This is a genomic window from Actinomycetospora sp. 2LY8.5, from assembly GCF_057180585.1.
Window position 1 is genome coordinate 1 of the sequence record NZ_JBXUHE010000018.1, and the last position, 22,740, is coordinate 22,740.

Sequence of the window (22,740 nt, forward strand, 5' to 3'; positions counted from 1 at the left end):
GGGGCCACCCCCGCGCGGACCAGCCCCCACGGGGTGGCCAGCCGGTCGAACATGTCCACCCGTACGTCCAGATCCGCGTCGAGCAACGCGGCCGCGGCGTAGAAGCCCGACGGCCCGGAACCGACGATGACCACGCGGTACGGGCGGTCGGTCATCGCAGCTCCGTCCCCGCGCGGCCCAGGCGCCGCGCCATCTCCTCTTCGACCAGCTGCCGGCGTCGCCGCTTCTTGATCCGCAGCAGGATCAGCACGGTGCCGCCGTGGGCGAGACCGAGCACGACGAGGACGATGCCGAGCTTGAGCGACACGGCATAGAGCGGCGCGAAGCCCGGTAGCTCGGCCGACGCGACGAGTGCGACCGTCCCCAACGAGACGAGGTAGAACAGCACGTCGAGCAGGCGCGACACGGCATCCGCGACGCGATCGTCCTGCAACACGTCGTCGAGGAACGGGCGACCCGCGCGGCGCAGTGCCCGCCCCACGACGACGGACACCGCTACCCCCAGGACCAGCACGGCGATGACGCTCACCATGGTCGACGCCTCCCCGACCGGTGCGACCTACAGGTATGAGGTAACCCGTCGAGGAGTCTGTTACTCCCTGGCGTCCCGCGCATCCGTCGATCCGGTCGTCGCGCTCCGTGGTCGCAGCGTCAGTCGGCGCACGACGACGGCGGTCACGCCGGACAGGCTCAGGACCGCGAGCAGGCCGGGTGCGCCGACGCCGCTCTCGGCGAGCCCGTCGGCCGGCAGGGCCTGGATCTGGCTCGCTGTGGTGACCGCGCTGGCGGGCTCGCCGCCGAGGTAGGCCGGTGCCCCGGCGCGCAGACCGCCGAAAGCGGAACCGAGCAGCGTCGCCGGGTCGTACTGGGCCGGGGCGGGGCCGACGGCCGAGCGCAGGAACGACGAGGGGAGCCCGCCGAAGGCCGAGCCGAACGCGGGTGCGGCGGCCGCGGCCCGCTCGGCAGTGAGCGCCGGCGCGACGGTGGACACCGGGGTCGGGGCGACCGTGGCGGGCGCCTCGGGGCCGGGGTCGACCGCGGCGTCAGCGGTGTCGGCGGCCCGCCGCGCGGCCTCGGCGACGGGACGCAGCGGCGGTGCGGCCTGGGCGGCGGCCGCGGCGGCCGGGGCGGCGACCTCGACGTTCACGCGGCACAGGACCCCGCCCGCCGAGCGGCGGATCGGGTCCATGCCGGCTTCGACCGGCACGAGGAAGGGCAGTCCGAGCGCAGGGGTCACCCGGATCTCCTGGCCGGGCTCGGCCTGGACGGTCTGGCCGCAGCGGGCGGGGACCGGCTCGTCGGCGGCCGGGTCGGGGGTGGGTGCGGGGGCGGCGACGGCGTTCCCGGCGCCGATCGCCGTCGCGCCGACCAGCAGGCCGCCCACGAGGCCGGTCATCAGGGCCGTCCGCCAGGCGCGGGGAGCACGAAGGGACATCGATGGACCTTCCTCGTCACGGGGAGCCGCAGCGTCCGCGACTCAGCCCGGCGAACGGGGGAGTCCGAACGTCGCCACGGAGTAGCTGTGTGCCCCTCCAACGACGCGCTGGCAGACAGGTGACGATTTCTGTCGTCCTGTCTCACCCGGGCGCTAGGGTGCGAACCCAGCGATCGCGCGCAGGGAGGTCGAGTGACTCACGTCGAGGTCGATGCCAGGCATCGTCGGTGCCCGGTCTGCTCCGCCTGGGGTGGGCACCGGGACGCGAGGGCGTCCGGCGACGCCGAGCGGGAGACCCTGCTTCGGGCGCTGGGTGTGATCGACGAGGCCCGGGACCGGCTCGACTCCCTCGAGGCGGAGCTGTTGGACGCCGCACGGCGATCGGGCGCCCCGTGGCGTGAGATCGCCGGAGCGCTGGGGCTGTCGACCCCGCAGGCGGCCTTACAGCGCGCCAGTCGTCACCGGCAGCGCGGCACGCCCACCTCGGACGTAGCCTAATCTACAACGTGTAGGTAATGTCGGTCCGGGTTCCGCCGAGGAGGGGAGTGGACATGGCACGCATCGCCGTGGACTACCGGAGATGCAACGGGCTCGGGATCTGCGAGTCCGTCGCACCTGACTTCTTCGAGCTGCAGGAGGACGGCAGCCTCACGCTGCTCGAGGAGAAGGTCGGGCCCGACGAGCTCGGCGAGATCCGCGAGGCCGTCGCCGGCTGCCCGACCGACGCCCTTTCGCTCGAGGACGATGAGCCGTGAGCGCCGACTCGATCCCGCGCGAGCTGCCTGCCGTCGTCGAGCGACACGGACAGGTCGTCGCCGCCGGCGATCAGCAGGCGATCCTCAACGACTTCCGGTCCGACCGGATCGGCCAGCTCGTCGCCTCGGCGGCGCTGCCGGAGGACCTGGTGTCGAGCGAGCTGCTCTCCCTGGAGCCGCAGGACGACGGGCTGTTCGCGGCCCACATCCGCTACACCGCGGCCGACGGCCGCGAGACGGTCCTGCGCTCGCGGTGGATCCGGATGCCGGAGGGCTGGCAGGTCACGCAGGTCCGCAACGTGCCCCCGACGCCGCCGCGACTGCCGGCCGAGGGCCCGGCGGCCGACGGGCTCGACGCCCCGCACTGGGAGGGCCTCGCCGCCGGCGAGCTCCGCCTCCAGCGCTGTGCCCGGTGCGAGTCGTGGATCTGGGCCCCGCGGCCGATGTGTCCGCGATGCCACAGCATGGAGTTCGCTTGGCCGACCGTCGAACCCGCCGGCACCGTCTACAGCTGGACCCGCACGTGGCAGCCGTTCGCGCCGGAGGTCAGCGGGCACCTGCCCTACCTCGTGCTGCTGGTCGAGCTGCCGCAGGCCGGCCGCCGGCGGGTCCTCGGTGTCGTCGCCGGCGGTGACGTCGAGGACGTCGCGATCGGCCGCGAGGTCAAGGGCGAGATCGACACCCCTGGCGCGGACGGGCAGTGGCCACTCCTGCGGTGGCGGCTGACGTGAGGGCGCCGCGACGAGGGACGGAGAGGCGATGACGCGGTCGATCCGGGGCGAGACGGCGGTGGTCGGCGTCGCCAACACCGCGTACCACAAGCGCGGGCAGAGCGGCCGGTCGTCGACTCAGCTGACGCTCGAGGCGATCCTCGGCGCGGCGGCCGACGCCGGCATCGACGTGCGCGACATCGACGGCTTCGTCTCCTACGCGAACGATCTGAGCGAGGGCCTGGCCGTCGGCGCCGCTCTCGGCGTTCGCGAGCTGCGCTGGTCGACGATGGTCTGGGGCGGCGGGGGTGGCGGTGTCGCCGCCGCCGTCAATGCGGCCGCGGCCGCGGTTGCGAGCGGCCAGGCGGAGTGCGTCGCGGTCTACCGAGGTCTTTCCGAGTCGGACGTCGGGCGGCAGAGCTACATCCAGGGGCACCTGCCCCCGCTCCTCTCGGCGCACGGGATCCTCGCACCGGCGCAGATCTGCGCGCTGCGGACCCAACGGATGCTCGAGGTCGACGGCGTGCCCGCGTCCGCGCTCGAGGCGCTCGTGGCCGCCGACTACCATCACGCCCAGCAGAACCCGGACGCCGTCGCGTACGGCAAGCCGCTGGACCACGAGACCTATCGCGACTGCCGCCCGGTCAGCGAGCCGCTGCGCCTGTTCGACTGCTCGCGGGAGAACGACGGCGCGGGCGCGGTCATCGTGACCACCGTGGAGCGGGCCCGCGAGCTCGCGCAGCCGCTGGTCCCGATCCTCGGCGGCGTCCAGGGCGCCGCCTCGGGCTGGAGCGAGTCGGTCGAGAACGACGAGCCCTACACGGGCGCCGGGTTCCATCCCGCGCTCGTCGCGCGGCTGTGGGACGACGCCGGGATCAAGCCCGGTGAGGTCGACGTCGTGCAGGTCTACGAGAACTTCTCCGGGCCCGCGGTCGCGTCCCTCATCGACGTCGGCCTGTGCCCGCCCGGCCCGGACGCGGGGTCGGTCATGACGCTCGAGAACCTCATCGCCCCCGGCGGGCGTCTCCCGATCAACACCGCGGGCGGCAACATCGCCGAGGGGTTCGTGCACGGCATCGGCCTGGTCGTCGAGGCCGTGCGCCAGATCCGTGGCAGCTCACCGAACCCGGTGCCCGGTGCGGACGTGTCCCTGCTGCTCGGCGGCCCGCAGGCGCCGCTGGTCGGCGCCACGCTCTTTGGCTCCGAGCGCACGCTCTAGTCCCGTTCCTCCCGAGACCAGCTCCGACCCACCTCCTGGAGGCGATGGATGACGTCCACGGCCACTGACCTCGACCGCACCCGCTTGTTCATCGGTGGGCGCTGGGTCGAGCCGCACGGCGCCGCGACCCACCAGGCTCTCGAGGCGGCCACCGGGGAACCGCTGGGCGTCGCCGCGATGGGCGACGAGGCCGACGTCCATGCTGCCGTCCACGCCGCCCGCGAGGCCCTGGATTACGGCCCCTGGGGCCACACCGACGCCGCCGAGCGGGCCACGATCATGCGCCGGTTCGCCGACGCGCTGGCGGCGCGCGCGGAGTCGACGAGCGCGCTCGTCAGCCGCGAGAACGGCATGCCGATCCGGATGTCCGCTGCGGTCAACGGCATCGCGCCGGTGGCCCTGCTCAAGCAGTACGCGAAGATCATCAAGGACCTGCCGCTGGAGTCCACGCGGCCGAGCCGGGCCGGAGCGACGATCGTCCGCCGCGCCCCGGTCGGGGTCGTCGGGGCGATCACCCCCTGGAACTATCCACAGGTCCTGGCGATGATGAAGATCGCTCCGGCCCTCGCGGCCGGGTGCAGCGTCGTGCTCAAGCCCTCACCGGAGACGGCCCTGGACTCCTATGTGCTCGCCGAGGCGGCCGAGGAGGCGGGCGTGCCGCCCGGGGTCCTCAACGTCGTGCTGGCCGGCCGGGAGGCCGGTGCCGCGCTCGTCGTGCACCCGGAGGTCGACAAGGTCGCCTTCACGGGGTCCACGGAGGCGGGCCGGTGGATCGGCGCGGAGTGCGGGCGCCTCGTGCGTCGCTGCACTCTCGAGCTCGGCGGCAAGTCGGCGGCGATCGTGCTCGACGACGCCGACCTCGACGTGTTCGTCGCCGGGTTGCCGGGGGCCTCGTTGATGAACAACAGCCAGACGTGCACCACGCAGTCCCGCATCCTGGCGCCGCGCTCACGCTACGCCGAGGTCGTCGACGCCGTCGCCTCCTTCGCGCGGGGCCTGACGGTCGGGGATCCGCTCGACCCGGCCGTCACGTGCGGACCGATGGCGAGCGAGCAGCACCGCGAGCGGGTCCTGGGCTACGTGGAGGTCGGCCGAGCGAGCGACGCCCGGCTCGTCGCGGGCGGGGGGCGCCCCGCGGGCCTCGACCGCGGATGGTTCGTGGAGCCGACCGTCTTCGCCGACGTCGACAACCGCGACCGCCTCGCCCGCGAGGAGGTCTTCGGCCCGGTGCTTGCGGTGATCCCGTACGAGGACGAGCAGGACGCCGTGGCGATCGCCAACGACTCGGAGTACGGGCTCGCCGGGTCGGTGTGGACGGCGGACGAGTCGCGCGGCATCGACGTCGCCCGCCGGGTCCGCGCCGGCACGATCGGGGTCAACTACTACGACCTCGACCTCGGGGCGCCGTTCGGCGGGATGAAGGACTCCGGGATCGGGCGCGAGCTCGGACCCGAGGCGCTCGACAACTACCTGGAGTACCAGTCGCTCTATGTGAGCGCGGCGCAGCTGCCGGCGTGAGCGAGGCGTCGCTGGTTCAGTGCCCCGACATCCCGCCGTCCACGGTGACGGTGGACCCGCTCATGTAGCTCGACGCGGGCGAGGCCAGGAAGACCACGGCGGCGTCGATCTCGGCCTGAGTCGCGAGCCGGGGGATCGGCGCCTCGCCGACGAAGCGCGCGAGCACGTCCTCGGGCATCTCCTCGGTCATCTCCGTGGCCACGAACCCCGGCGCGACCGCGTTGACGCGGATGCCCCGGCGGCGCGTCCACTGCCCGGCCAGGTCGCGGGTGAGCCCGAGCAGGCCGGCCTTGCTCGCCGAATAGCCCGCCTGGGGCAGCACCGAACCGATCAGCCCGAGCACGCTCGAGACGTTCACGATGCTCGAGCCCGGCCCCATCACCCGCGCGCACGCCCGCGCCGACCAGTAGGCGCCGGCGAGGTTCACGTCCAGTACGCCGCGGAAGCCGTCGGGCTCCTCCTTCAGCGCGGGCACGACGCTGCTCACCCCGGCGTTGTTGACGAGCACGTCGACCCGGCCGAGGCCGTCGACCGCCGCCGCGGCGAGCCGCTCGCAGTGCTCCGGGTCGGTCACGTCGGTGGGCACGGCGAGCCCCCGTCGCCCGGTCGCCCGGACGGCCTCGAGGGTCTCCTCGAGCCGGTCGACCCGCCGGGCCCCCAGCACCACGTCCGCCCCGGCCTGGGCGAGGGCGCGGGCGAACCCCGCACCGAGCCCGGAACTGGCGCCGGTCACCACCGCGACGCGGCCGTCGAGACGGAAGAGATCCAGGACGTTCACCGGCTGGTCCACACGTGCCTCCCTTGCTTGACCGCCAAAACCTATAGGAATAAGGTGACAGACGTCATCGACCATCGGTGCGCCCCTCGGTGTCCGTTGAGCGTGACACCCCGCCCGACGTCATGGCGGCGAGAGAGTTCGCCGACCGGGTGGTGCGGGGCCCACCACGTCAGAGAGGACGCCTGCGTAGATGAGGCTCGAGGGCAAAGTCGCTGTGATCACCGGCGGTGGCTCGGGGCTGGGGCGTCAGTCGTCCCAGCTCTTCGCCTCCGAGGGCGCGAAGATCGTCGTGTTCGACATCGACGGCGAGCGCGCCGACGGCACCGTCAAGCTCGTCGCCGAGCAGGGCGGCCAGGCCGTCGCCGTCGTCGGCGACGTGCGCAAGGAGGCCGACGTCAAGGGCGCGGTGGAGACCGCCGTCGCCGAGTTCGGCAAGCTCGACATCATGTTCGCCAACGCGGGCATCGTGTCCCGCGGCGGCGTGCCGACCGTGCTCGGCGGGGAGACGCTGGAGTTCCAGGACTTCCCCGAAGAGGACTGGCACAACGTCATCGACACCAACCTCACCGGTGTCTTCCTGTGCGCCAAGCACGCCGTGCCCGCGCTGCGTGCCAACGGCGGCGGGACGATCATCGCGACCTCCTCGGCGGCCTCGTTCGCGGCGTACCACAGCATCTCGCCCTACTCGGCGAGCAAGGCGGGCGTGAACGGTCTCGTGCGTGGTCTCTCGCTCGACCTCGGCAAGTACGGCATCCGCGTCAACGCCCTCGCGCCGACGCACGGCATGTCGCCGAACTTCCTCATGGGCCCCGGCACCGACGTCATCGGGAAGTCCTACGAGCAGATGCAGGAGGACATGGAGGGCAAGTGGGACCCGGGCGTCTCGCCGATCCCGCTGAAGCTCCCCCGGCCGCCGGCCATCACGGACAACGCGAACGTCGCGTTGTTCCTGGCTTCGGACGAGTCGGCGTACATGTCGGGTGTCGTCATCCCGGCGACCGACGGCGGCACGCTCGGACGTGTCGCGATCCAGTTCGAGGAAGACACCCCGCACCCCTGGTCCACCCAGGACTGAGCCGGGCCCGAACGTCCGAGGAGGCGGTCGTATGACCTCCCACCTGCAGGTCGACCGAGAGGCCTGTGCCGGTCACGGGCTCTGCTACGGCACGGCCCCCGACATCGTCGACTGCGACGACCAGGGCGATCCGATCGTCCTGGCCGACCCGGTCCCCGCCGACGAGGAGGAGGCCGCGCAGCGCGCGGTGGAGATGTGCCCGGAGCGGGCGCTGACCCTCCAGAAGGACTGACGCCTCACTGGTCACACCCGGCCCCGGGTCGGCGCCACCGTCAGGTGGTGACCGTCCCGGGGCCGACGTGTGAGGATCTCATCTGGTCAGGAGCTGTCAGTAGTTACCTTAAGATGTTAGATTCTTGGGTGTCCGGGGCACTCCCGGGGGACGGACCGGTGATCACGCCGCCCGTCCGCGAGCCGCCGGCGTCCCGTCCGGTCGGCGGCCGGCTGTCCACGTCCGGAGGTTCACGAGATGACCACCGCGAAGCGGGAGTCCCGCGACGACCGCATCCGCCGCGCGCTCGACCACCTGCGCGACGGCACCACCGACGAGTTCGCGGAGACGAACCCGTTCACGTCGGGGGAGTACACCGACCCGGAGGTCGCGCGCCAGGAGCGCGAGCACATCTTCGGTCGCGTGCCGTCGATCGTCGCGCACGGGTCGGAGGTGCCGAACGCCTACGACTTCATGACGCTCCAGATGCCGCGCAACAAGGTCATCATCGTGCGGCAGCCCGACGGCGGCGTGAAGACGTTCGTGAACCTCTGCCGGCACCGCGGTGCCCTGCTGGAGAAGGAGCAGTCCGGCAAGTGCCGGATCTTCTCGTGCCCGTACCACCGCTGGTCGTATAACCCCGACGGATCGCTGCGCACCGTCACGCTGGGCAACACGTTCGGCGAGATCGACCGCAGCAAGCAGGGGCTCATCGAGATCCCCACCGAGGAGCGGCACGGGTTCATCTGGGTGGTGGACCGCGCGGCCGAGACGATCGACGTCGCGTCCTGGCTGGGCGAGGAGATGGACCAGATCCTCGCCGAGTACAAGCTCGACGACCTCGTGTGCGTGCGCGGTGAGGGCTTCGAGGAGACCACCAACTGGAAGCTGATGCAGGACGCGTTCCTGGACGGCTACCACATCCAGTACGCCCACCCGAACACCGCAGCGAAGCACATCCACACCAACGTCATGGCGTTCGAGGACTTCGGGCGGCACTGCCGCTTCGTGGCGCCGCGCAAGACGATCGACCGGTTCCTCGAGGAGGACTCGGCCGGGGTCGACCTGTCGAACTACGTCACCGAGACGCACTTCCTGCTGCCGAACTCGACGCTGCTCAAGCAGCCCGACCACTTCGAGCTCCTGACCTTCCGGCCCCACCCGAGCGACCCGGGCCAGTGCGTGATGGAGATGCGCCTCATCGTGCCCAAGGTCGAGGACTCGGGCCTCGAGGAGGGCAAGTGGTCGAAGCTCTGGGACAAGAACTGGGAGATCCTGCTCGCGGTGCTCCACCAGGAGGACTTCCCGCTGCTGCGTGACTCGCAGTCGGGCATGTGGAGCGCCGACGCCGGGGACATGGTGCTCGGCCGCAACGAGATCGCCAACCAGGTCTTCCACCGCGAGAAGCGCCGGATGGTCGAGGCGGGAGAGCGCGGAGAGCGTCCGTGCTGACGTACTCCTGGCGCCCCGGCGGGCTGTCGCAGGCGGAGCGCGCCGAGCTCACCGAGCTCGCACGCGCGGCCGCCGAAGAGGACGCCGAGGCGGGGTTCTCCCAGCTCGACGTCGCCGAGCCGGAGGAGCGCCCGGGTGTGCGGCGCCACGAGTTGCTGGTCCGGCGTCTGCCCCGCGAGACGGGGCGCGACGTCGGGCTGGCGACCGAGATCCCCGAGGAGGATCTCCCGCTCGTGGGCTACCTGCGTCTCACGGTCTCCGAGGAGGACGGGGGCGGTGAGGTGCAGTACGCCGTGCACCCGGCGCACCGCTCCCTCGGGGTCAGCACGGCCCTGTTCGAGTCCCTGGGGCTCGAGTTCCCCGGATGGTCGGGCACGGGCGCGAACCACCTCACGGTCTGGGCCCACGGCAACCATCCGGCCACCCGCCGCATGGCGCGCCGCTTCGGCGCCGAGACCACCCGCCGGCTGTGGAAGATGACGCGGCCGTTCTGGGGCGATCTCGCCGAGGAGCTCCCCGGGGAACCGCTCCTCGAGGGGGTCACGGTGCGCGCGATGGCGCAGGACACCGACGCCGACGGCGTGAAACGGCTCGTCGAGCGCGCGCGGGGCGTGCGCGGCGTGGGCCGCTGGACGGTCACCGACGCCGACCACTTCGCCGAGGAGGGCGGCTTCGATCCCGAGGACGCCTTCGTGGCCGAGCAGGACGGCGAGGTCGCGGCGGTCGTCGTCGTCGCGCCGCCGCCCCCGCCGGACCAGCGGCGCCTCGCCACGGCGCGTGTGCGGTTCATCGGGACCGACCCCGAGCACGTCACGCCCGACGCCCACGAGGCGCTGGTCCTGCACGTGCTGCACCAGATGCGTAGCCGGGGCTTCTACGCGGCGTCGGCCTACATCGACGCGGCGGACGAGGACCTGACGAAGGTGTTGCTCGCCGCCACCGTCGAGCACGAGCACTCAGACGTCTGTTACCGCGTCGGCTGATGGGCGACGCGGCGCCGTTCCCGCTGCCGAACTCCTCGACCGACCTCACGGGCCAGGTGGCCCTGGTGACCGGCGCGTCGGGCGGCCTCGGGCGGCGTTTCGCCCGCTGTCTCGCGGCCGCCGGAGCCTCCGTGGCCGCCGTCGCGCGCCGTCGTGAGGCCCTGGACGAGCTCGCCGAGGAGATCACCGCGGCGGGCGGGCGGTGCCTCCCCGTCGTCCTCGACATCGCCGACGACGACGCCCCGGTCACCGCGCTCGACCGCGCCGAGGCGGAGCTCGGCACCGTGACGATCCTCGTCAACAACGCCGGGATCCCGGACCCCGGCCGCCCGCACAAGGTCGCGACGGACGTCGTCGACCAGGTCTGGGGCCTCAACGTGCGCGCCCCGTTCCTCTTCTCCTGCGAGTTCGCGCGACGCGTGATGGCCCTCGGCCTGCCGGGGCGGATCGTGAACCTCTCGTCGATGGGCGCCTACGACTACGACGGCTCCGCTCCGGGGGCGATGTACTCGACCTCGAAGGCCGCGGTCGTGCGTATGACCGAGACCCTCGCCGTGGAATGGGCCCGGAAGGGGATCAACGTCAACGCCATCGCGCCCGGCCTGTTCCGCAGCGAGATGAGTGACGGGATGATCGCGCGCATCGGCGATCCCTCGCCGTCCCTGCCCCGGCGCCGCATCGGCGACCCCGCGCAGCTCGACAGCACCCTGCTCTTCCTCGTCGCCCCGGCCTCGGAGGCCGTCACCGGCACCGTCGTCAAGGTCGACGACGGTCAGCACGGCCGCTGACCGGTCCCACCGTGTCGGAGCCGGGGAGCGGGTCTCAGCGCACCTTCGTGTACTGCCCGGGGATGTCGGCGTAGTCGTCGCGCAGCTGCCGCTTCGCGATCTTCCCGCTGGCCATGCGCGGCAGCGGCTCAGGGCGCTCGATGACGTAGCGCGGCACCTTGAAATCGGCGAGGTGCTCATCGCAGTGCCGGATGAGGTCGGCGACATCGAGGCCGTCGGGAGCATAGACGATCGCCGCCGGGGTCTCCCCGAACTTCTTGTCCGGGGCGCTGAGGACCGCGACCTCCGCGACGCCCTCGTAGCGCTGCACGACGTTCTCCACCTCGGAGGGGGAGAGGTTCAGACCCCCGGAGATGATGAGATCCTTGAGTCGGTCGACGTAGGTCAGCGATCCGTGCTCGTCGAGCTTGCCGAGATCGCCGGTGTGCAGCCAGCCGTCACGCAGGGTGTTGTCGGTAGCCTCGGCGTTCTGCCAGTAGCCGGTGATGACGCCCGGCCCCTTGACGACGATCTCCCCGGGCGTGTCGACGGGCTGGTCGTTGCCGTCCTCGTCGACGACTCGGATGCGGCTGAAGATGGAGCTGCCGCCACACTTGCCGGGCGCGCTCTTCGCCCCGGCGCGGGTGTTGATCGTGACCTTCCCGCCGCCCTCGGTGAGCCCGTAGATCTGGCGGAGGACGACACCCTTGTCGAGCCAGGTGTTCAACAGTTCCGGGGTGACCCGCGCGCCGCCGACCGCGGCGATGTCGAGGTGCGTGAGGTCGGCGTCGGCGAAGCCGGGCTGGGCCGCGATCTGCTCGAAGATGATCGGCGGGCCGTTGAGCACCTGCACCTGGTGCTCCGCGAGGGTCCGCAGCGCCTCGGCCGGCTCGAACTTCGGCTCCAGGTACATCGTGCCGCCGTGCATGACGGCCTTGACGATGCCCCACAGCAGGCCGGCGGCGCTGCCCAGCGGGAGGACCATGGCGAGGCGGACGCCCCCCTGGCCGTAGGTCGGCTCCATGAGCGACCACTCGTGGATCATCCCGCCGATCGTCCCGTGGGTGAACACCGCGCCCTTCGGGGCGCTCGTGGTGCCGCTGGTGTAGACGATGATCGCCGGGTCGTCGGCCTCCGCGTGGTGGGGCTCGCTGACGTCGTCGGCGCCCTGGCGCAGCGGCTCGAGGTCGGTCTCGAACGTCAGCAGCGTGAACTCGTGCCCGTCGTCGGCCACGCGCTTCATCGTGCCCGCGTGGGCCTCGTCGGTCAGCACGACGGTCGGCGCCGAGTCGCCCACGAGCTGGGTGAGCTCAGAGACGACGAGCCGGTTGTTGTACGGCGCGACGATGGCGCCCGCCTGCAGCCCGCCGAGCACGGCGGCGCAGTAGGCGAGAGTGTTGCCGGCGATGACGCCCACGCGGTCGCCCGACCGCACGCCGCGCTCCCCGAGCAGGCGCGACACGCGCGTCACCCAGCTCTCCAGGTCGCGATAGGTGACGACGTCCCCGCGCTGGTCGACGGCGGGGTGGTCGCCCGCGGTTCTCGCCCACCAGCGAAGAGCGTCGTTCACGGTTCCTGTCGTCATCGAGAGGCCTCCCCAGCAGCAACGGGTGCGATCGCCGGTCCTGGGACGTGGTGGACGCCATGCCAGCGGGACGGGACGCCCTTAATCTAAACTCTTACGGTAAGCGGAGACAAGCACCGTCGGCGGGTCCGGATCGTCCGGTTCCGCGTGGGAGGGGGTGGGCTCGTGGCGTCAGATCGTGCCGACGCCACGCACGAACGCCCGCGCGGCCTGCTCGAAGAGCTCGTCCTCGGTGAACGAATTGGCGCGGAGGGCCTCGGTGAGCCGCGGATGCGCGTCGGGCTCGACCGTGGCGAACACCTCGGTCTGGTCGGCCGGGCGCATCGAGTCGATCATGATAGTGCCCAGCGTGAGCTTCTCGAGCCCATCGAGCAGCAGCACGCGACGCTCCTTCGGGACCTGTTGGCCGCGGTCGAGCAGGACCGCGGCGTCCTCGTAGAGCGCGACCATGACGTCACGGGGCAGGAACTGCAGCAGGACGGGGGCCGCGCGCCGGTGCTCGAGGATCGCCGCCCGGAAGTTCACGGCGAGCTGGACGAACCACTCCTCCCAGCTCCCGTCGCCGTCGAGTGCGGGCAGCCGGGTGGAGCGGACCATGGCCCGGGCGACCTCGGCGAGCAGCTCGGCGCGGTCGCGGTAGTGGTAGTACAGCGAGGGCGTGCGGACGTGCAGCTCCTCGCCGAGCCGCGGCAGGCTGAAGGCCTCGAACCCGTCACGCTCCATGATGCGCAGGGCTGCCTCGACGATGTTCTCGCGGCTCAGCAGCGGTGTGGTCGGGCGAGGCATGCGATCAAGTATCACGCATCCGTCCATCACGTGACCTCAGGAGGAAGCCGATGACGCTCGACCCCCGCACCCCGGTCATCGTCGGGGTGGGCCAGATCGACGGGCGCTCCGTCGCGGTCGACGAGGGCGCCGGACTCCGGGCGCCCGAGCCCGCGGCGATGATGGCCGAGGCGGCCCGAGCCGCGGCCGGTGACGCCGGCGCCGAGAGCCTGCTCGCGCGGATCGACTCGGTGCGCGTGGTGTCGCTGCTGTCCTGGCGCTACCGCGACCCCGGCCGTCTGGTGGCGTCGCTGGTCGGCGCGCAACCGCAGCACACGATGCTCAGTGCGATCGGCGGGAACGAGCCACAGGAGCTGGTCACGGCGGCGGCCGGGGACGTGGCCGCGGGTCGGGCCGACACGGTGCTCGTCACCGGGGCGGAGTCGTGGCGCACGCGGATGGCGTGGAGAGCCCAGGGCGGCAAGCCCCCGTGGACGCGGCAGGACGACGACGTCGTACCCACCGAGCAGGGCGAGCAGACGCAGCTGGCCTCCGACGGGGAGATCGCGCTCGGGCTGACCATGCCGGTGCAGTTCTACCCGCTGTTCGAGCAGGCCCTGCGGATCGCGGGGGAGCGCTCCGTCGACGAGCAGCTCGACCACGCGGCCGGGCTCTGGTCGCGCTTCAGCGCGGTGGCCGCGCAGAACCCCCACGCGTGGACCCGCGAGGAGCGGTCCCCCGAGGAGATCCGCACACCGGGACCGGACAACCGCTGGATCGGCTGGCCCTACCCGAAGCTGATGAACTCGAACAACAACGTCGACCAGGCGTCGGCGGCGCTCGTGTGCTCGGTCGAGGCCGCCGAGCGGGCGGGCGTCCCGCGCGACCGGTGGGTCTTCCCGCTGTCGTCGGCCCGCGCCCACGACACGCTCGCGGTCACCGAGCGCCCGGCGCTGCACCGGTCACCCGCGATCCGTGCGGCCGGGCGGACCGCCCTGCAGCTCGCCGGTACCGGCCTCGACGACCTCGCCACCATCGACCTCTACTCGTGCTTCCCGTCGGCGGTGCAGGTCGCCGCCGACGAGCTGGGGCTGCCGCTCGACGACCCGGCGCGGCCCCTGACGGTGACCGGCGGCCTGACGTTCGCCGGCGGGCCCTGGAACAACTACGTCGGGCACGCGATCGCCACGACCGTCGCGCGCCTGCGCGAGGCGGGAGACGCGGTCGGGCTGGTCAGCGCCAACGGCGGGTTCCTCACCAAGCACGCGATCGGCATCTACGGCACCCGCCCGCCCGCCGACGGCTTCCGCAGCGCCGACGTGCAGGACGACGTCGACGCCGAGGGCTCCACGCCGGCCGCGTACGACCACGAGGGTCCGGCGACCGTCGAGTCCTGGACGGTGATGCACGCCCGCGAGGGCGAGCCCGAGCGCGCGTTCGTCGCCCTACGCACCCCCGAGGGCGCGCGGACCTGGGCGACGACGCAGCGCACGGAGGCCCTGGCGACGCTGCTCGGCACCGATGTCGCGGGCACCAAGGTCACCGTCGGCGCGGACCGGGACGTCGATCTCGGAGGCTAGTGCGAGGCCGGGCGACGCCGACGAGAGGGCGGCACCGGTCGCGGCGGGACGACGTCGTCCGCAAGGATCTACGTGTTGTCGGTGTGTACGTGGAGGCGAGATGTCGAGGTCGGAAGCCCCGGTACTGGTCGACGAGCGCGGCGAACGCGTGCCGCGGGCCACGGAGATGACGCCGACCGGCGAGCCGATCGACGCGGAGAAGGCACACGAGCTCACCCACAGTGAGGACGCCGAGGAGGGCCCCCGCGCCTTCGCCGAGAGGCGGGCACTCGCGTGGTCGGACCGCTGAGCGCCCGCCGCGCGGTGACCCCCGAGAAACCTCGGGTCGGCGCGGCTCACCGCGGCGGCGCCGGGGAGCCGCTCGTCCTGTTGCACGGGCTGATGATGTCGTGGCGGGCGTGGCGGTCCGTGATCCCGACACTGGAGATGCATCACCGTGTCTTCGCCCCGACGTTGCCCGCGCACCGAGGCGGACCCGACGTCGACCCGACGGCGTGGAGCGTCGCGACCATGGCCGGGCTGCTCGAGGACTGGCTCGACGCCGAGGGCATCGGGACGGCACACCTCGCGGGCAACTCCCTCGGTGGTTGGCTCGCCCTCGAACTCCTGCGTCGCGGCCGGGCCCGAAGCGTGGTCGCCTTCTCGCCCGCCGGCGGGTGGGGTGAACGCCGCGACCTCGTCGCGCTGCACGCCGCGGTGCGGGCCGGGGCGCGGCTCGGGCGCAACGCGGCCGTCCGCGCGTCGGTGGCCTCGCCGCAGACGCGCCGGCTCGTGCTGCGGACCCTCTTCGAGCACGGCGAACGCCTCACCGCGCGGCAGGCCGGGGCGGTGCTCGAGGACCTGGCGCGCTGCCGGGCGATCGAGGGGGTCATCGCGGCCGGGCGGCGGGACGGTCCGATCCGGGCCGTGCGGGGGAGCGGCGCCCGGGTGCGGGTCGCATGGGGGGAGCAGGACAGGATCCTGCCGTTCGCGCGCTACGGCCGTCCGCTGGTCGAGCGCATCCCCGAGGCCGAGGTCCTGCTGCTGCGCGGCGCGGGGCACGTCCCCATGTACGACGACGCGGACGCCGTGGCCCGGACGATCCTCGAGGTCACCGACCGGCGCAGATCCTCACCGACCGCCACGACACCACCGCCCTCGCAGGAGGCGACATGACCGAGCCGAGCTGTGTCCGCCGGGTGCTCGACACCGTCGAGCGATGGGTCGAACCACCGTTGACCACCCTCGTCAACCACGAGTCCGTGGTCGTGGGACTGGCGCTCGCCCACACCGCGCGGGCCCACGTCGAGCGCACCGCCGAGACCGCGTCACGGCGGCTGCTGCACCTGTACAACCTGCCGGCGGGCAGCGACATCACGCGCCTGCTGCAGCACATGGCCGCGGTGGAGCGCGAGGTCCGGCGCCTGAACAACCGCATCGACGACCTGCTCGAGGACCGGCTCGAGGAACGCCGATGAGCGTGCTCGACGACCTGCGGACGGGCTTCGACGAGCTCGGACGGCGAACCTGGAACGGCCTGCGCCACCTCGGCGGGCTCGACCAGCCGCCGATCGCGCCGACGCCGGCCACCGAGGTGTGGCGCCGCGACAAGGTCACCGTGTGGCGCTACGACGGCCGGTCCCCCTCGGACCGGCCCCCGGTGGTGCTCGTCATGAGCCTCGTGACCCGGTCCTACGTCTTCGATCTCATGCCGGGCGCGAGCCTCGTGGCCCGCCTGCTCGCCGCCGGCCAGGACGTGTACCTCGTCGACTGGGGCGTCCCGGACGCGGTCGAGGCTCAGAACACGTTCGCCACGTACTGCGACGAGTACCTGCCGCCCATCGTGGAGCGCATCGCCCGGGACTCGCCGACCGGGGACGTCGTGCTGTTCGGGTACTGCCTCGGCGGGCTGCTTTCGGCGCTGGCCGTCGCGGGTCACCCGGACCTGCCCGTCCGCGGCCTCACGCTGATGGCCACGCCCGTCGACTTCGCCGAGCTCGGACCGATGTCGCGCATCATGCACCAGCACCGAACCCGCCCCGCCGACCTGCTCGACGAGACCGGCAACGTGCCGGCGGCGGCCCTGCACGACGGGTTCCGGCTCACGCTGCCGACCACGCCGCTGGCCACCATGGCGAGCCTCTGGGACAGCCTCGCCGATCGCCGGGCGCTGCAGGCCCACCAGGCGTTCGTGGGGTGGTCGAGCGACCACATCCCCTTCCCCGGGGCGTTGTTGCACGAGCTCGTCGAGCACACGATCCGCGGCGACGCGCTGCTGCGCGGCGCGATGCCCGTCGGTGACGTGACCCTCGACCTGGCCGACGTGCGGGTGCCGGTGCTGATCGTCGTCGCCGACCGGGACACGCTCGCCCCCGAGGCCTCGACCCGGGAGCTCCCGGGCCTGCTCACCGGCGCGGACGTCGAGGTCGCGCGGTTCCCGGTGGGGCACGCGGGCCTGCTCGTGGGCCGTCAGGCGGTGAAGGGTGTGGTCCCGCGGGTCGTCGCGTGGCTCGACGAGCGACGCGACGACCCCGGGTGCTCGATCAGCCCACCATCTCGCCCGTCACGGCCCTGATCTCCACCGGGATCGCGTTGAGCGCCACCGTGCCCGAGAGCGGGTCGAGCACGGTGTCGTCGGAGAGCACGTTGCTGTTGGAGCCCGGGCGGCGCTTCGCCACCCGCAGCCGCGAGCGCGGCTCGTCGTGGCCCCAGCCGTGGGGCAGGGAGCACACACCGGGAGCGACGCTCTCGGTCACCGACACGTCGACCCGGACCACCCCCGCGCGCGAGGTGACGTCCGCGTCCCCGCCGTCGGCGACGCCGAGGCGTGCAGCGTCGTCGGGGTGCAGGTGCAGCGCGCTGCGCCGCTCGCCCTTGGCCAGGGACTCGATGTTGTGCAGCCAGGAGTTCTTCGACCGCAGCTCGCGGCGACCTACGAGCAGCAGGCCGGTGTGCGGTGCCTCGTCGAGCGTCGCCGCCAGGCGCGGCAGGTCGGCGAGGATCCACTCCGGCGCCAGTTCGACCGTGCCCGACGGCGTGCGCAGCGCATGCTCCAGCCGACTCTGCAGCGGGCCGAGGTCGATCCCGTGGGGCGCCTCGCGCAGCCGCTGCAGGGACAGCCCGTCGGGGACGCGGCCGTAGCGGTCGCCGTAGGGCCCGGTCCGCAGGCGCAGGTCGATCAGGCGTGACGGCCCCGTGCCCTCGAGCGCGCCGACGACCTCGTCGGGGTCGAGTTCCTGGGACCGGGCGGCCCGGCGGGCCATGTCCTCGGCCAGGGCCCGGTCGGCGGCGTCGGTGTCGACGTCCGGGCCCTCGCCGGCGGCGATCCCCGCGAGGCGCAACAGGATGCGCCATTCCTCGAGCAGGCCGTCGGGCAGCTCGCGCGCCGGCGGGGAGAAGTTCGCGACGTTGCGCAGCGCGTACTGGTAGAGCACGAGGTCGAAGTGCTCGCGGGTGAGCGCCCCCGGTGCGGGAAGCACGACGTCGGCGCGTGCGGTGGTCTCGTTGAGGTAGGGGTCGAGACAGACGAGGACGTCGAGGGCGTCGAGCGCCTCCTCCACGGCGTCGGTGTTCGGGAACGATCGGGCGGGGTTGCCGGCGAGCACGACCAGCGCGCGCACGCGGTCCTCGCCGGGCGTCAGGATCTCCTCGGCCAGGCAGGCGACCGGCAGCTCGCCCAGGATCTCGGGGAAGCCGCGCACCCGGCTGTGCCAGGCCCCGAAGGTCGCCGGCTTCCCGCGTCCCGGCGCGCGGGTCGTCGGCGAGCCCGCCGCCGGGGTCGTGAACATGGTGCCACCAGGGCGGTCCAGGTTGCCGGTGAGCACCCCGAGCAGCTGGATCGCCCAGGTCGTCAGCGTGCCGAACGACGTCAGCGAGCTGCCCAGCCGCCCGTAGACCGCGGCCGACGGGGCCGCGGCCAGCCGGTGCGCGAGGTCCTCGATGGTCGCCGCGGGCACGCCGCAGTGACCGGCGACGCGGTCGGGGGCGAACGGCGCCACCGCCTCGCGGGTCGCTTCGAGACCCGACACGCGACCCTCGGTCAGTCCGAGCGACACCAGGTCGTCACGCACCAGCACGTGCACGGCCGAGAGCAGCAGGAGGGCGTCGCTGCCCGGACGGGGGGCGACGTGCACGTCGGCCGCCTTCGCGGTGGTCGTGCGCACCGGGTCGACCACCACGAGCTGCCCGCCGCGCGCCTGCATCGCCTTGATGCGCCCGCGCCAGTCCGGGGCGGTCGCGACGCTGCCGTTGGACACCAGCGGGTTGCCGCCCACGACGAGCAGCAGGTCGGTCCGGTCGATGTCGGGCACCGGGATCGAGCCCATGTGCCCGTAGAGCAGGCGCGCGACCACCTGGACCGGCATCTGGTCCATGGTCGACGGCGCGTAGCGCTGCCGGCTGCCCAGCGCCGCGACGAACTGCCCCTGGTAGAGCGGGTAGGCCACGTTGTGGCCGGTCGGGTTGCCGATGTAGGTGGCCACCGCGTCGCGGCCGTGACGCGCCAGGATCGGCGAGAGCAGCTCGTCGACGCGGGCGAACGCGGTGTCCCAGCCGGTCGGGACGAGCTCGCCGTCGACACGGATCATCGGCGCGGTGAGGCGGTCGGGGTCGTCCTCGACCCGCCCCAGCGACGCGCCCTTCGGGCAGAGGTAGCCGTGGCTGAACACGTCGTCGGGGTCGCCGCGGACGTCGGTCACGGCGCCGTCGTCGTCGAGCTCGATCTTCAGGCCGCACGTGGCCTCGCAGAGCGGACAGGTGCGGTAGGCGGTGGTCACGGCGACTCGGGGGTGAAGACCACGGGCAGCGAGGCGAACCCGCGGACCTGGCTGGGGACCACCACCGGCGGGTTCGCGGGATCGGGACGCAGGTCGGGGAGCCGCCGCAGCAGTTCCTCGAGCGCCACCGTCAGCTCGATGCGGGCGAGGTGCGAGCCGATGCAACGGTGTGGACCGGAGCCGAAGGCGAGGTGCCGGTTCGGAGTACGCGTGACGTCGACCGTGGTCGGGTCGTCGAACTCGCGGGGGTCGCGGTTGGCCGAGCACAGCATGACCAGCAGCTGGTCGCCCGCACGTACGGTGACGCCGCCGAGCTCGACGTCTCGGGTGGCGCGCCGCCCCGCGGCCACGGCGGCCTCGATGCGGAGGATCTCCTCGACGGCCGAGGGCACGAGCGAGCGGTCGGCGAGCAGCCGGGCGCGCTGGTCGGGGTTCGCGGCGAGGTGCACGACGGCCCACCCCAGCGAGCCCTGCACCGTGTGCAGGCCGGCGATGAGGAGCAGGAAGAACATGCGGGCGAGCTCGTCGTCGCTCAGCGGCCGGGTCTCGCCCTCGAGGGTCAGCTGCGAGCCCAGGATCTCCGCGGTGACGTCGTCGCCGATCTCCCCGGAGCGCCGGGCCGCGATGACCTCCCCGAAGTAGGCGAACATCGAGTACGCCGCCTCCTGGCGGGACGCCGCCGCCTCCTCGGAGGTCGTGTCGGTGGGGCGCCCGTTCATGGCGATGTCGGTGGCCTCGGTGAACAGCGGGGCGTCCTCGAGCGGCCAGCCCATGAGCGCGAGGAACATCCGGGCGGGGAGCTCGTGGGCGAACTCGGGGATGTAGTCCGCGCGCCCGCGCCCGGCGAAGCCGTCGATCAGCTCGGTGACGATCTCCCGGATCCGGCCCTCCAGCGCCCGCATGCGGGCCGGGTTGAACAGTGGCTGGAGAGCCTGCCGATAGGCGGTGTGGTCAGGCGGATCGATCTCGATCGGGATGAACTTGCCCTGGCCGGCGTCGACGAGGTTGTTGGGGAAGCTGGAGAAGACCTCCGGGTGCCGGAGGACCTCCTGGACCTCGGCGTAACCGCAGACGAGCCAGTGCCCGCCGTGCGCGGTGGAGTAGACGACGGGCCCGCGGGCGGCGAGCGCGGCGACCTCCTCCTGCATCCGGTCCACCGGGGCCGTGACGGTCGGGTCGTAGACGTCGAAGTCGACGACGAGGTGCTCGGGCACCTCGGTGGCGGTCGTGGTGGTGGTGGTGGTCATTGGTCCTCGCCGGGCGTGGTGGTTATCTAACGAACATAGATTTCACGAGGCATGCGGAGGCACGGGAGCGAACTCCGGGCTCGCACGGGGTCAGGGGCCGCGGTCGTGGCCGTCGTGGCGGCGCCCGGCGCCCGTGGTCGTATCGGCGCTCCGTCCCCGCGCGCGGAGGACGACGACCGCACCACCGACGACCGCGGCGATCACCAGCACGGCGAGCACTGCCCAGAGCATGGCTTCGGCATGGTCGTTGACGATCGGTCGTCCCTTCTCAGGCGCGGGCGAACGGTGAGAGGACCGTCAGGTCCGGAGGCGCGGCGAGCAGGCCCTTCAGGGCCCGCCCGACGTCGGTCATCGTCTCGCTGCGCATGTGCTCGTCGAAGGCCGCGTGGTCGCGGTAGCGCTCGTAGCACCACACGACGTCGTCGTTGCCCGTGTCGAGGTGCAGGACGTATTCGAGCGTCCCGTCCTCGGCGCCCGCGGCAGTGACCGCCGGTCCGACGGCATCGACCAGCGCGCGGCGCTGGCCCGGACGGGCCTGCATCCGGGCGAGCACCGTAACGGCGTCCTCGTCGCCCATCGTCAGGCCGCCGGGGCGTCGGTCTCGGCCGTGAACGTCAGCGGCAGCGCCGCCACCCCCCGTACCTGGCTCGCGTGCGAGACCGGCGGATTGTTCGGGTCGATGCGGTAGTCGGGGATGCGACGGTGGATCTCCGAGAGTGCGATGTTGAGCTCGACGCGCGCGAGGTGGCTGCCCAGGCACCGGTGCGGACCCGCCCCGAACGAGAGGTGGCGGTTCGGCGAGCGCTCGACGTCGATGTCCGCCGCGCCGTCGAACTGCGCCGGGTCGCGGTTGACGCCGGAGAGGATCACCACGAGCTGGTCGCCCTCGCGAATCTTCACGCCGCCGAGCTCGACGTCGCGGGTCGCGCGGCGACCCATCGAGATCGCGGCCTCGATCCGCAGCAGCTCCTCGATGGCGGTCGGCAGCGACTCGGGGTCGTCGATGATCTTCTGGCGCTGCTCGGGTCGGTCGGCGAGATACATGATGCTCCACGCCAGGGTGCCCTGGACGGTGTGCAGTCCGGCGATGAGCAGCAGGAAGAACATGCTGTAGAGCTCGTCGTCGCGCAGCAGCCGGGTCTCGCCGTCGATCTCGATCGGTGTGTTGATCACGGCGGCGGTGACGTCCTCGGGGTCCTCGCCCTCGCCCGCGCCCTCCGCGCGGCGCTTCGCGATGACCTCGGCGAAGTAGCCGTAGAGCCGCTGGCCGGCCTCGGCCTTGGCCGCGTCGGACTCTTCGTCGCTCGCGCCCGGCCTGCCCATGAGCACGGTGTCGACGCTCTCGGTGAACATCGGCCCGTCCTCGATCGGCCAGCCCATGAGCGCCAGGAACATGCGTGTCGGCAGCTCGTGGGCGAACTCCGAGATGTACTCGCAGCTGCCGCGGCCCGCGAACCCGTCGAGGAGCTCGCTGGTGATCTCGCGGATCTGTGGCTCCAGGGCGCGCATCCGTTTCGGGTTGAACAGCGGCTGGAGCGCGTGGCGGTAGGCCGTGTGCAGTGGGGGGTCGATCTCCAGCGGGATGAAGCGGTCGGCCCCCTGCTGGAGGATGTTGTTCGGGTAGCTGGAGAAGGTCTCCGCGTCCCGGAGCACCTGGTGCGCCTCGTCGTAGCCGGTCACCACCCAGTGCCCACCGTGGGCGGTCGAGAAGGCGACCGGACCGACCTCGTCCCGCAGGGCCGAGACCTTCTGCGGCACGGTGTCCACCGGCATCGCGTTGGACTGGTCGTGGATGTCGAAGTCCACCACGAGGTGCTCGGGAACCTCTTCGAGCGTGGTGGCCATCGAGATGCGCTTCGACACGGGCTCTCCTCCCGACTTTACCGACAGGTCTTAGATATTTATG

24 protein-coding genes are annotated in these 22,740 nt (G+C 72.5%); 14 read left to right on the plus strand and 10 right to left on the minus strand.

The features are described 5' to 3' along the window. Positions 1-151: 151 nt before the first annotated feature. Together AC2A1K_RS19265 and AC2A1K_RS19270 are read right to left on the minus strand one after the other, a co-directional pair. Positions 152-532: a hypothetical protein gene (locus AC2A1K_RS19265; protein WP_483897925.1), complete on the minus strand. Its 381-nt coding sequence runs from the start codon at positions 530-532 to the stop codon at positions 152-154. Positions 533-592: 60 nt separating this feature from the next. Then, positions 593-1,396 (minus strand): hypothetical protein, encoded by an 804-nt coding sequence (locus AC2A1K_RS19270; RefSeq protein WP_483897926.1) that lies wholly within the window; start codon positions 1,394-1,396, stop codon positions 593-595. A gap of 590 nt (positions 1,397-1,986) precedes the next feature. Here AC2A1K_RS19270 and AC2A1K_RS19275 point away from each other — a divergent pair. The 4 genes from AC2A1K_RS19275 to AC2A1K_RS19290 are packed head-to-tail and all read left to right on the plus strand — an operon-like array spanning position 1,987 to position 5,637. Next, positions 1,987-2,190, plus strand: coding sequence for a ferredoxin (locus AC2A1K_RS19275; protein ID WP_483897927.1), 204 nt, complete (start codon positions 1,987-1,989; stop codon positions 2,188-2,190). Further along, the gene (locus AC2A1K_RS19280) at positions 2,187-2,921 is read left to right on the plus strand and encodes a Zn-ribbon domain-containing OB-fold protein (protein WP_483897928.1); all 735 of its coding nucleotides are present in this window, start codon (positions 2,187-2,189) and stop codon (positions 2,919-2,921) included. Before AC2A1K_RS19275 ends, AC2A1K_RS19280 begins: the two co-directional genes overlap by 4 nt. A gap of 28 nt (positions 2,922-2,949) precedes the next feature. After that, complete coding sequence (locus tag AC2A1K_RS19285; protein WP_483897929.1) at positions 2,950-4,119, plus strand: thiolase C-terminal domain-containing protein; 1,170 nt, start codon at positions 2,950-2,952, stop codon at positions 4,117-4,119. Between the two features lie 48 nt (positions 4,120-4,167). Beyond that, positions 4,168-5,637 (plus strand): aldehyde dehydrogenase, encoded by a 1,470-nt coding sequence (locus tag AC2A1K_RS19290; RefSeq protein WP_483897930.1) that lies wholly within the window; start codon positions 4,168-4,170, stop codon positions 5,635-5,637. Between the two features lie 16 nt (positions 5,638-5,653). On the opposite strand, the gene AC2A1K_RS19295 is transcribed toward AC2A1K_RS19290, so the two are convergent. Further along, the gene (locus AC2A1K_RS19295) at positions 5,654-6,415 is read right to left on the minus strand and encodes an SDR family NAD(P)-dependent oxidoreductase (RefSeq protein ID WP_483898026.1); all 762 of its coding nucleotides are present in this window, start codon (positions 6,413-6,415) and stop codon (positions 5,654-5,656) included. A gap of 190 nt (positions 6,416-6,605) precedes the next feature. Between AC2A1K_RS19295 and AC2A1K_RS19300 the strand changes: the two genes are divergently transcribed. From AC2A1K_RS19300 to AC2A1K_RS19320, 5 genes are all read left to right on the plus strand, one after another. Continuing rightward, positions 6,606-7,490, plus strand: a complete 885-nt coding sequence (locus tag AC2A1K_RS19300; RefSeq protein ID WP_483897931.1) for an SDR family NAD(P)-dependent oxidoreductase — start codon at positions 6,606-6,608, stop codon at positions 7,488-7,490. 31 nt (positions 7,491-7,521) lie between these two features. Next, positions 7,522-7,722 carry a ferredoxin gene (locus AC2A1K_RS19305; RefSeq protein WP_483897932.1) on the plus strand — a complete coding sequence of 67 codons (201 nt, stop codon included), beginning with the start codon at positions 7,522-7,524 and terminating at the stop codon, positions 7,720-7,722. 237 nt (positions 7,723-7,959) lie between these two features. Further along, positions 7,960-9,153: an aromatic ring-hydroxylating oxygenase subunit alpha gene (locus AC2A1K_RS19310; RefSeq protein ID WP_483897933.1), complete on the plus strand. Its 1,194-nt coding sequence runs from the start codon at positions 7,960-7,962 to the stop codon at positions 9,151-9,153. Further along, positions 9,147-10,136 carry a GNAT family N-acetyltransferase gene (locus tag AC2A1K_RS19315; RefSeq protein ID WP_483897934.1) on the plus strand — a complete coding sequence of 330 codons (990 nt, stop codon included), beginning with the start codon at positions 9,147-9,149 and terminating at the stop codon, positions 10,134-10,136. The genes AC2A1K_RS19310 and AC2A1K_RS19315 overlap by 7 nt, the downstream gene beginning before the upstream one ends. Then, on the plus strand, positions 10,136-10,924 hold the full coding sequence (locus AC2A1K_RS19320) for an SDR family NAD(P)-dependent oxidoreductase (protein ID WP_483897935.1): 789 nt from the start codon (positions 10,136-10,138) through the stop codon (positions 10,922-10,924). Before AC2A1K_RS19315 ends, AC2A1K_RS19320 begins: the two co-directional genes overlap by 1 nt. A gap of 34 nt (positions 10,925-10,958) precedes the next feature. On the opposite strand, the gene AC2A1K_RS19325 is transcribed toward AC2A1K_RS19320, so the two are convergent. Further along, the gene (locus tag AC2A1K_RS19325) at positions 10,959-12,488 is read right to left on the minus strand and encodes a class I adenylate-forming enzyme family protein (protein ID WP_483897936.1); all 1,530 of its coding nucleotides are present in this window, start codon (positions 12,486-12,488) and stop codon (positions 10,959-10,961) included. A gap of 171 nt (positions 12,489-12,659) precedes the next feature. Further along, positions 12,660-13,274, minus strand: coding sequence for a TetR family transcriptional regulator (locus AC2A1K_RS19330; RefSeq protein ID WP_483897937.1), 615 nt, complete (start codon positions 13,272-13,274; stop codon positions 12,660-12,662). A 50-nt stretch (positions 13,275-13,324) separates the two neighbouring features. Here AC2A1K_RS19330 and AC2A1K_RS19335 point away from each other — a divergent pair, with 50 nt between their 5' ends. The 5 genes from AC2A1K_RS19335 to AC2A1K_RS19355 all read left to right on the plus strand — a co-directional run bounded on the left by AC2A1K_RS19335 (position 13,325) and on the right by AC2A1K_RS19355 (position 17,387). Further along, positions 13,325-14,833, plus strand: coding sequence for an acetyl-CoA acetyltransferase (locus tag AC2A1K_RS19335; protein ID WP_483897938.1), 1,509 nt, complete (start codon positions 13,325-13,327; stop codon positions 14,831-14,833). Between the two features lie 100 nt (positions 14,834-14,933). Beyond that, positions 14,934-15,122 (plus strand): hypothetical protein, encoded by a 189-nt coding sequence (locus tag AC2A1K_RS19340; RefSeq protein ID WP_483897939.1) that lies wholly within the window; start codon positions 14,934-14,936, stop codon positions 15,120-15,122. Then, positions 15,107-15,988: an alpha/beta fold hydrolase gene (locus tag AC2A1K_RS19345; RefSeq protein ID WP_483897940.1), complete on the plus strand. Its 882-nt coding sequence runs from the start codon at positions 15,107-15,109 to the stop codon at positions 15,986-15,988. The genes AC2A1K_RS19340 and AC2A1K_RS19345 overlap by 16 nt, the downstream gene beginning before the upstream one ends. Continuing rightward, positions 15,985-16,290: a hypothetical protein gene (locus AC2A1K_RS19350; RefSeq protein WP_483897941.1), complete on the plus strand. Its 306-nt coding sequence runs from the start codon at positions 15,985-15,987 to the stop codon at positions 16,288-16,290. The genes AC2A1K_RS19345 and AC2A1K_RS19350 overlap by 4 nt, the downstream gene beginning before the upstream one ends. Continuing rightward, positions 16,287-17,387 carry an alpha/beta fold hydrolase gene (locus AC2A1K_RS19355; protein WP_483897942.1) on the plus strand — a complete coding sequence of 367 codons (1,101 nt, stop codon included), beginning with the start codon at positions 16,287-16,289 and terminating at the stop codon, positions 17,385-17,387. The genes AC2A1K_RS19350 and AC2A1K_RS19355 overlap by 4 nt, the downstream gene beginning before the upstream one ends. Here the strand turns inward: AC2A1K_RS19355 and AC2A1K_RS19360 are convergent. The 5 genes from AC2A1K_RS19360 to AC2A1K_RS19380 all read right to left on the minus strand — a co-directional run bounded on the left by AC2A1K_RS19360 (position 17,356) and on the right by AC2A1K_RS19380 (position 22,697). After that, a complete protein-coding gene (locus AC2A1K_RS19360) occupies positions 17,356-19,587 on the minus strand; it encodes a molybdopterin-dependent oxidoreductase (RefSeq protein WP_483897943.1) in 2,232 nt (743 codons plus the stop codon). The two genes, AC2A1K_RS19355 and AC2A1K_RS19360, sit on opposite strands and share 32 nt — an antisense overlap. Continuing rightward, on the minus strand, positions 19,584-20,834 hold the full coding sequence (locus AC2A1K_RS19365) for a cytochrome P450 (protein WP_483897944.1): 1,251 nt from the start codon (positions 20,832-20,834) through the stop codon (positions 19,584-19,586). The genes AC2A1K_RS19360 and AC2A1K_RS19365 overlap by 4 nt, the downstream gene beginning before the upstream one ends. Before the next feature lie 90 nt (positions 20,835-20,924). Then, positions 20,925-21,065 carry a hypothetical protein gene (locus tag AC2A1K_RS19370; protein ID WP_483897945.1) on the minus strand — a complete coding sequence of 47 codons (141 nt, stop codon included), beginning with the start codon at positions 21,063-21,065 and terminating at the stop codon, positions 20,925-20,927. Between the two features lie 37 nt (positions 21,066-21,102). Then, on the minus strand, positions 21,103-21,411 hold the full coding sequence (locus AC2A1K_RS19375; RefSeq protein WP_483897946.1) for a putative quinol monooxygenase: 309 nt from the start codon (positions 21,409-21,411) through the stop codon (positions 21,103-21,105). 2 nt (positions 21,412-21,413) lie between these two features. Next, positions 21,414-22,697, minus strand: coding sequence for a cytochrome P450 (locus AC2A1K_RS19380; RefSeq protein WP_483897947.1), 1,284 nt, complete (start codon positions 22,695-22,697; stop codon positions 21,414-21,416). Positions 22,698-22,740 lie beyond the last annotated feature (43 nt).

Excerpts from the sequence above, each read along its gene's own strand:
- AC2A1K_RS19265 (WP_483897925.1), bottom strand. The coding sequence starts at position 532 with ATGGTGAGCGTCATCGCCGTGCTGGTCCTGGGGGTAGCGGTGTCCGTC.
- AC2A1K_RS19270 (WP_483897926.1), bottom strand. The coding sequence starts at position 1,396 with ATGACCGGCCTCGTGGGCGGCCTGCTGGTCGGCGCGACGGCGATCGGC.
- AC2A1K_RS19275 (WP_483897927.1), top strand. The coding sequence starts at position 1,987 with ATGGCACGCATCGCCGTGGACTACCGGAGATGCAACGGGCTCGGGATC.
- AC2A1K_RS19285 (WP_483897929.1), top strand. The coding sequence starts at position 2,950 with ATGACGCGGTCGATCCGGGGCGAGACGGCGGTGGTCGGCGTCGCCAAC.
- AC2A1K_RS19290 (WP_483897930.1), top strand. The coding sequence starts at position 4,168 with ATGACGTCCACGGCCACTGACCTCGACCGCACCCGCTTGTTCATCGGT.
- AC2A1K_RS19300 (WP_483897931.1), top strand. The coding sequence starts at position 6,606 with ATGAGGCTCGAGGGCAAAGTCGCTGTGATCACCGGCGGTGGCTCGGGG.
- AC2A1K_RS19305 (WP_483897932.1), top strand. The coding sequence starts at position 7,522 with ATGACCTCCCACCTGCAGGTCGACCGAGAGGCCTGTGCCGGTCACGGG.
- AC2A1K_RS19310 (WP_483897933.1), top strand. The coding sequence starts at position 7,960 with ATGACCACCGCGAAGCGGGAGTCCCGCGACGACCGCATCCGCCGCGCG.
- AC2A1K_RS19320 (WP_483897935.1), top strand. The coding sequence starts at position 10,136 with ATGGGCGACGCGGCGCCGTTCCCGCTGCCGAACTCCTCGACCGACCTC.
- AC2A1K_RS19325 (WP_483897936.1), bottom strand. The coding sequence starts at position 12,488 with ATGACGACAGGAACCGTGAACGACGCTCTTCGCTGGTGGGCGAGAACC.
- AC2A1K_RS19330 (WP_483897937.1), bottom strand. The coding sequence starts at position 13,274 with ATGCCTCGCCCGACCACACCGCTGCTGAGCCGCGAGAACATCGTCGAG.
- AC2A1K_RS19335 (WP_483897938.1), top strand. The coding sequence starts at position 13,325 with ATGACGCTCGACCCCCGCACCCCGGTCATCGTCGGGGTGGGCCAGATC.
- AC2A1K_RS19340 (WP_483897939.1), top strand. The coding sequence starts at position 14,934 with ATGTCGAGGTCGGAAGCCCCGGTACTGGTCGACGAGCGCGGCGAACGC.
- AC2A1K_RS19350 (WP_483897941.1), top strand. The coding sequence starts at position 15,985 with ATGACCGAGCCGAGCTGTGTCCGCCGGGTGCTCGACACCGTCGAGCGA.
- AC2A1K_RS19355 (WP_483897942.1), top strand. The coding sequence starts at position 16,287 with ATGAGCGTGCTCGACGACCTGCGGACGGGCTTCGACGAGCTCGGACGG.
- AC2A1K_RS19365 (WP_483897944.1), bottom strand. The coding sequence starts at position 20,834 with ATGACCACCACCACCACCACGACCGCCACCGAGGTGCCCGAGCACCTC.
- AC2A1K_RS19370 (WP_483897945.1), bottom strand. The coding sequence starts at position 21,065 with ATGCTCTGGGCAGTGCTCGCCGTGCTGGTGATCGCCGCGGTCGTCGGT.
- AC2A1K_RS19375 (WP_483897946.1), bottom strand. The coding sequence starts at position 21,411 with ATGGGCGACGAGGACGCCGTTACGGTGCTCGCCCGGATGCAGGCCCGT.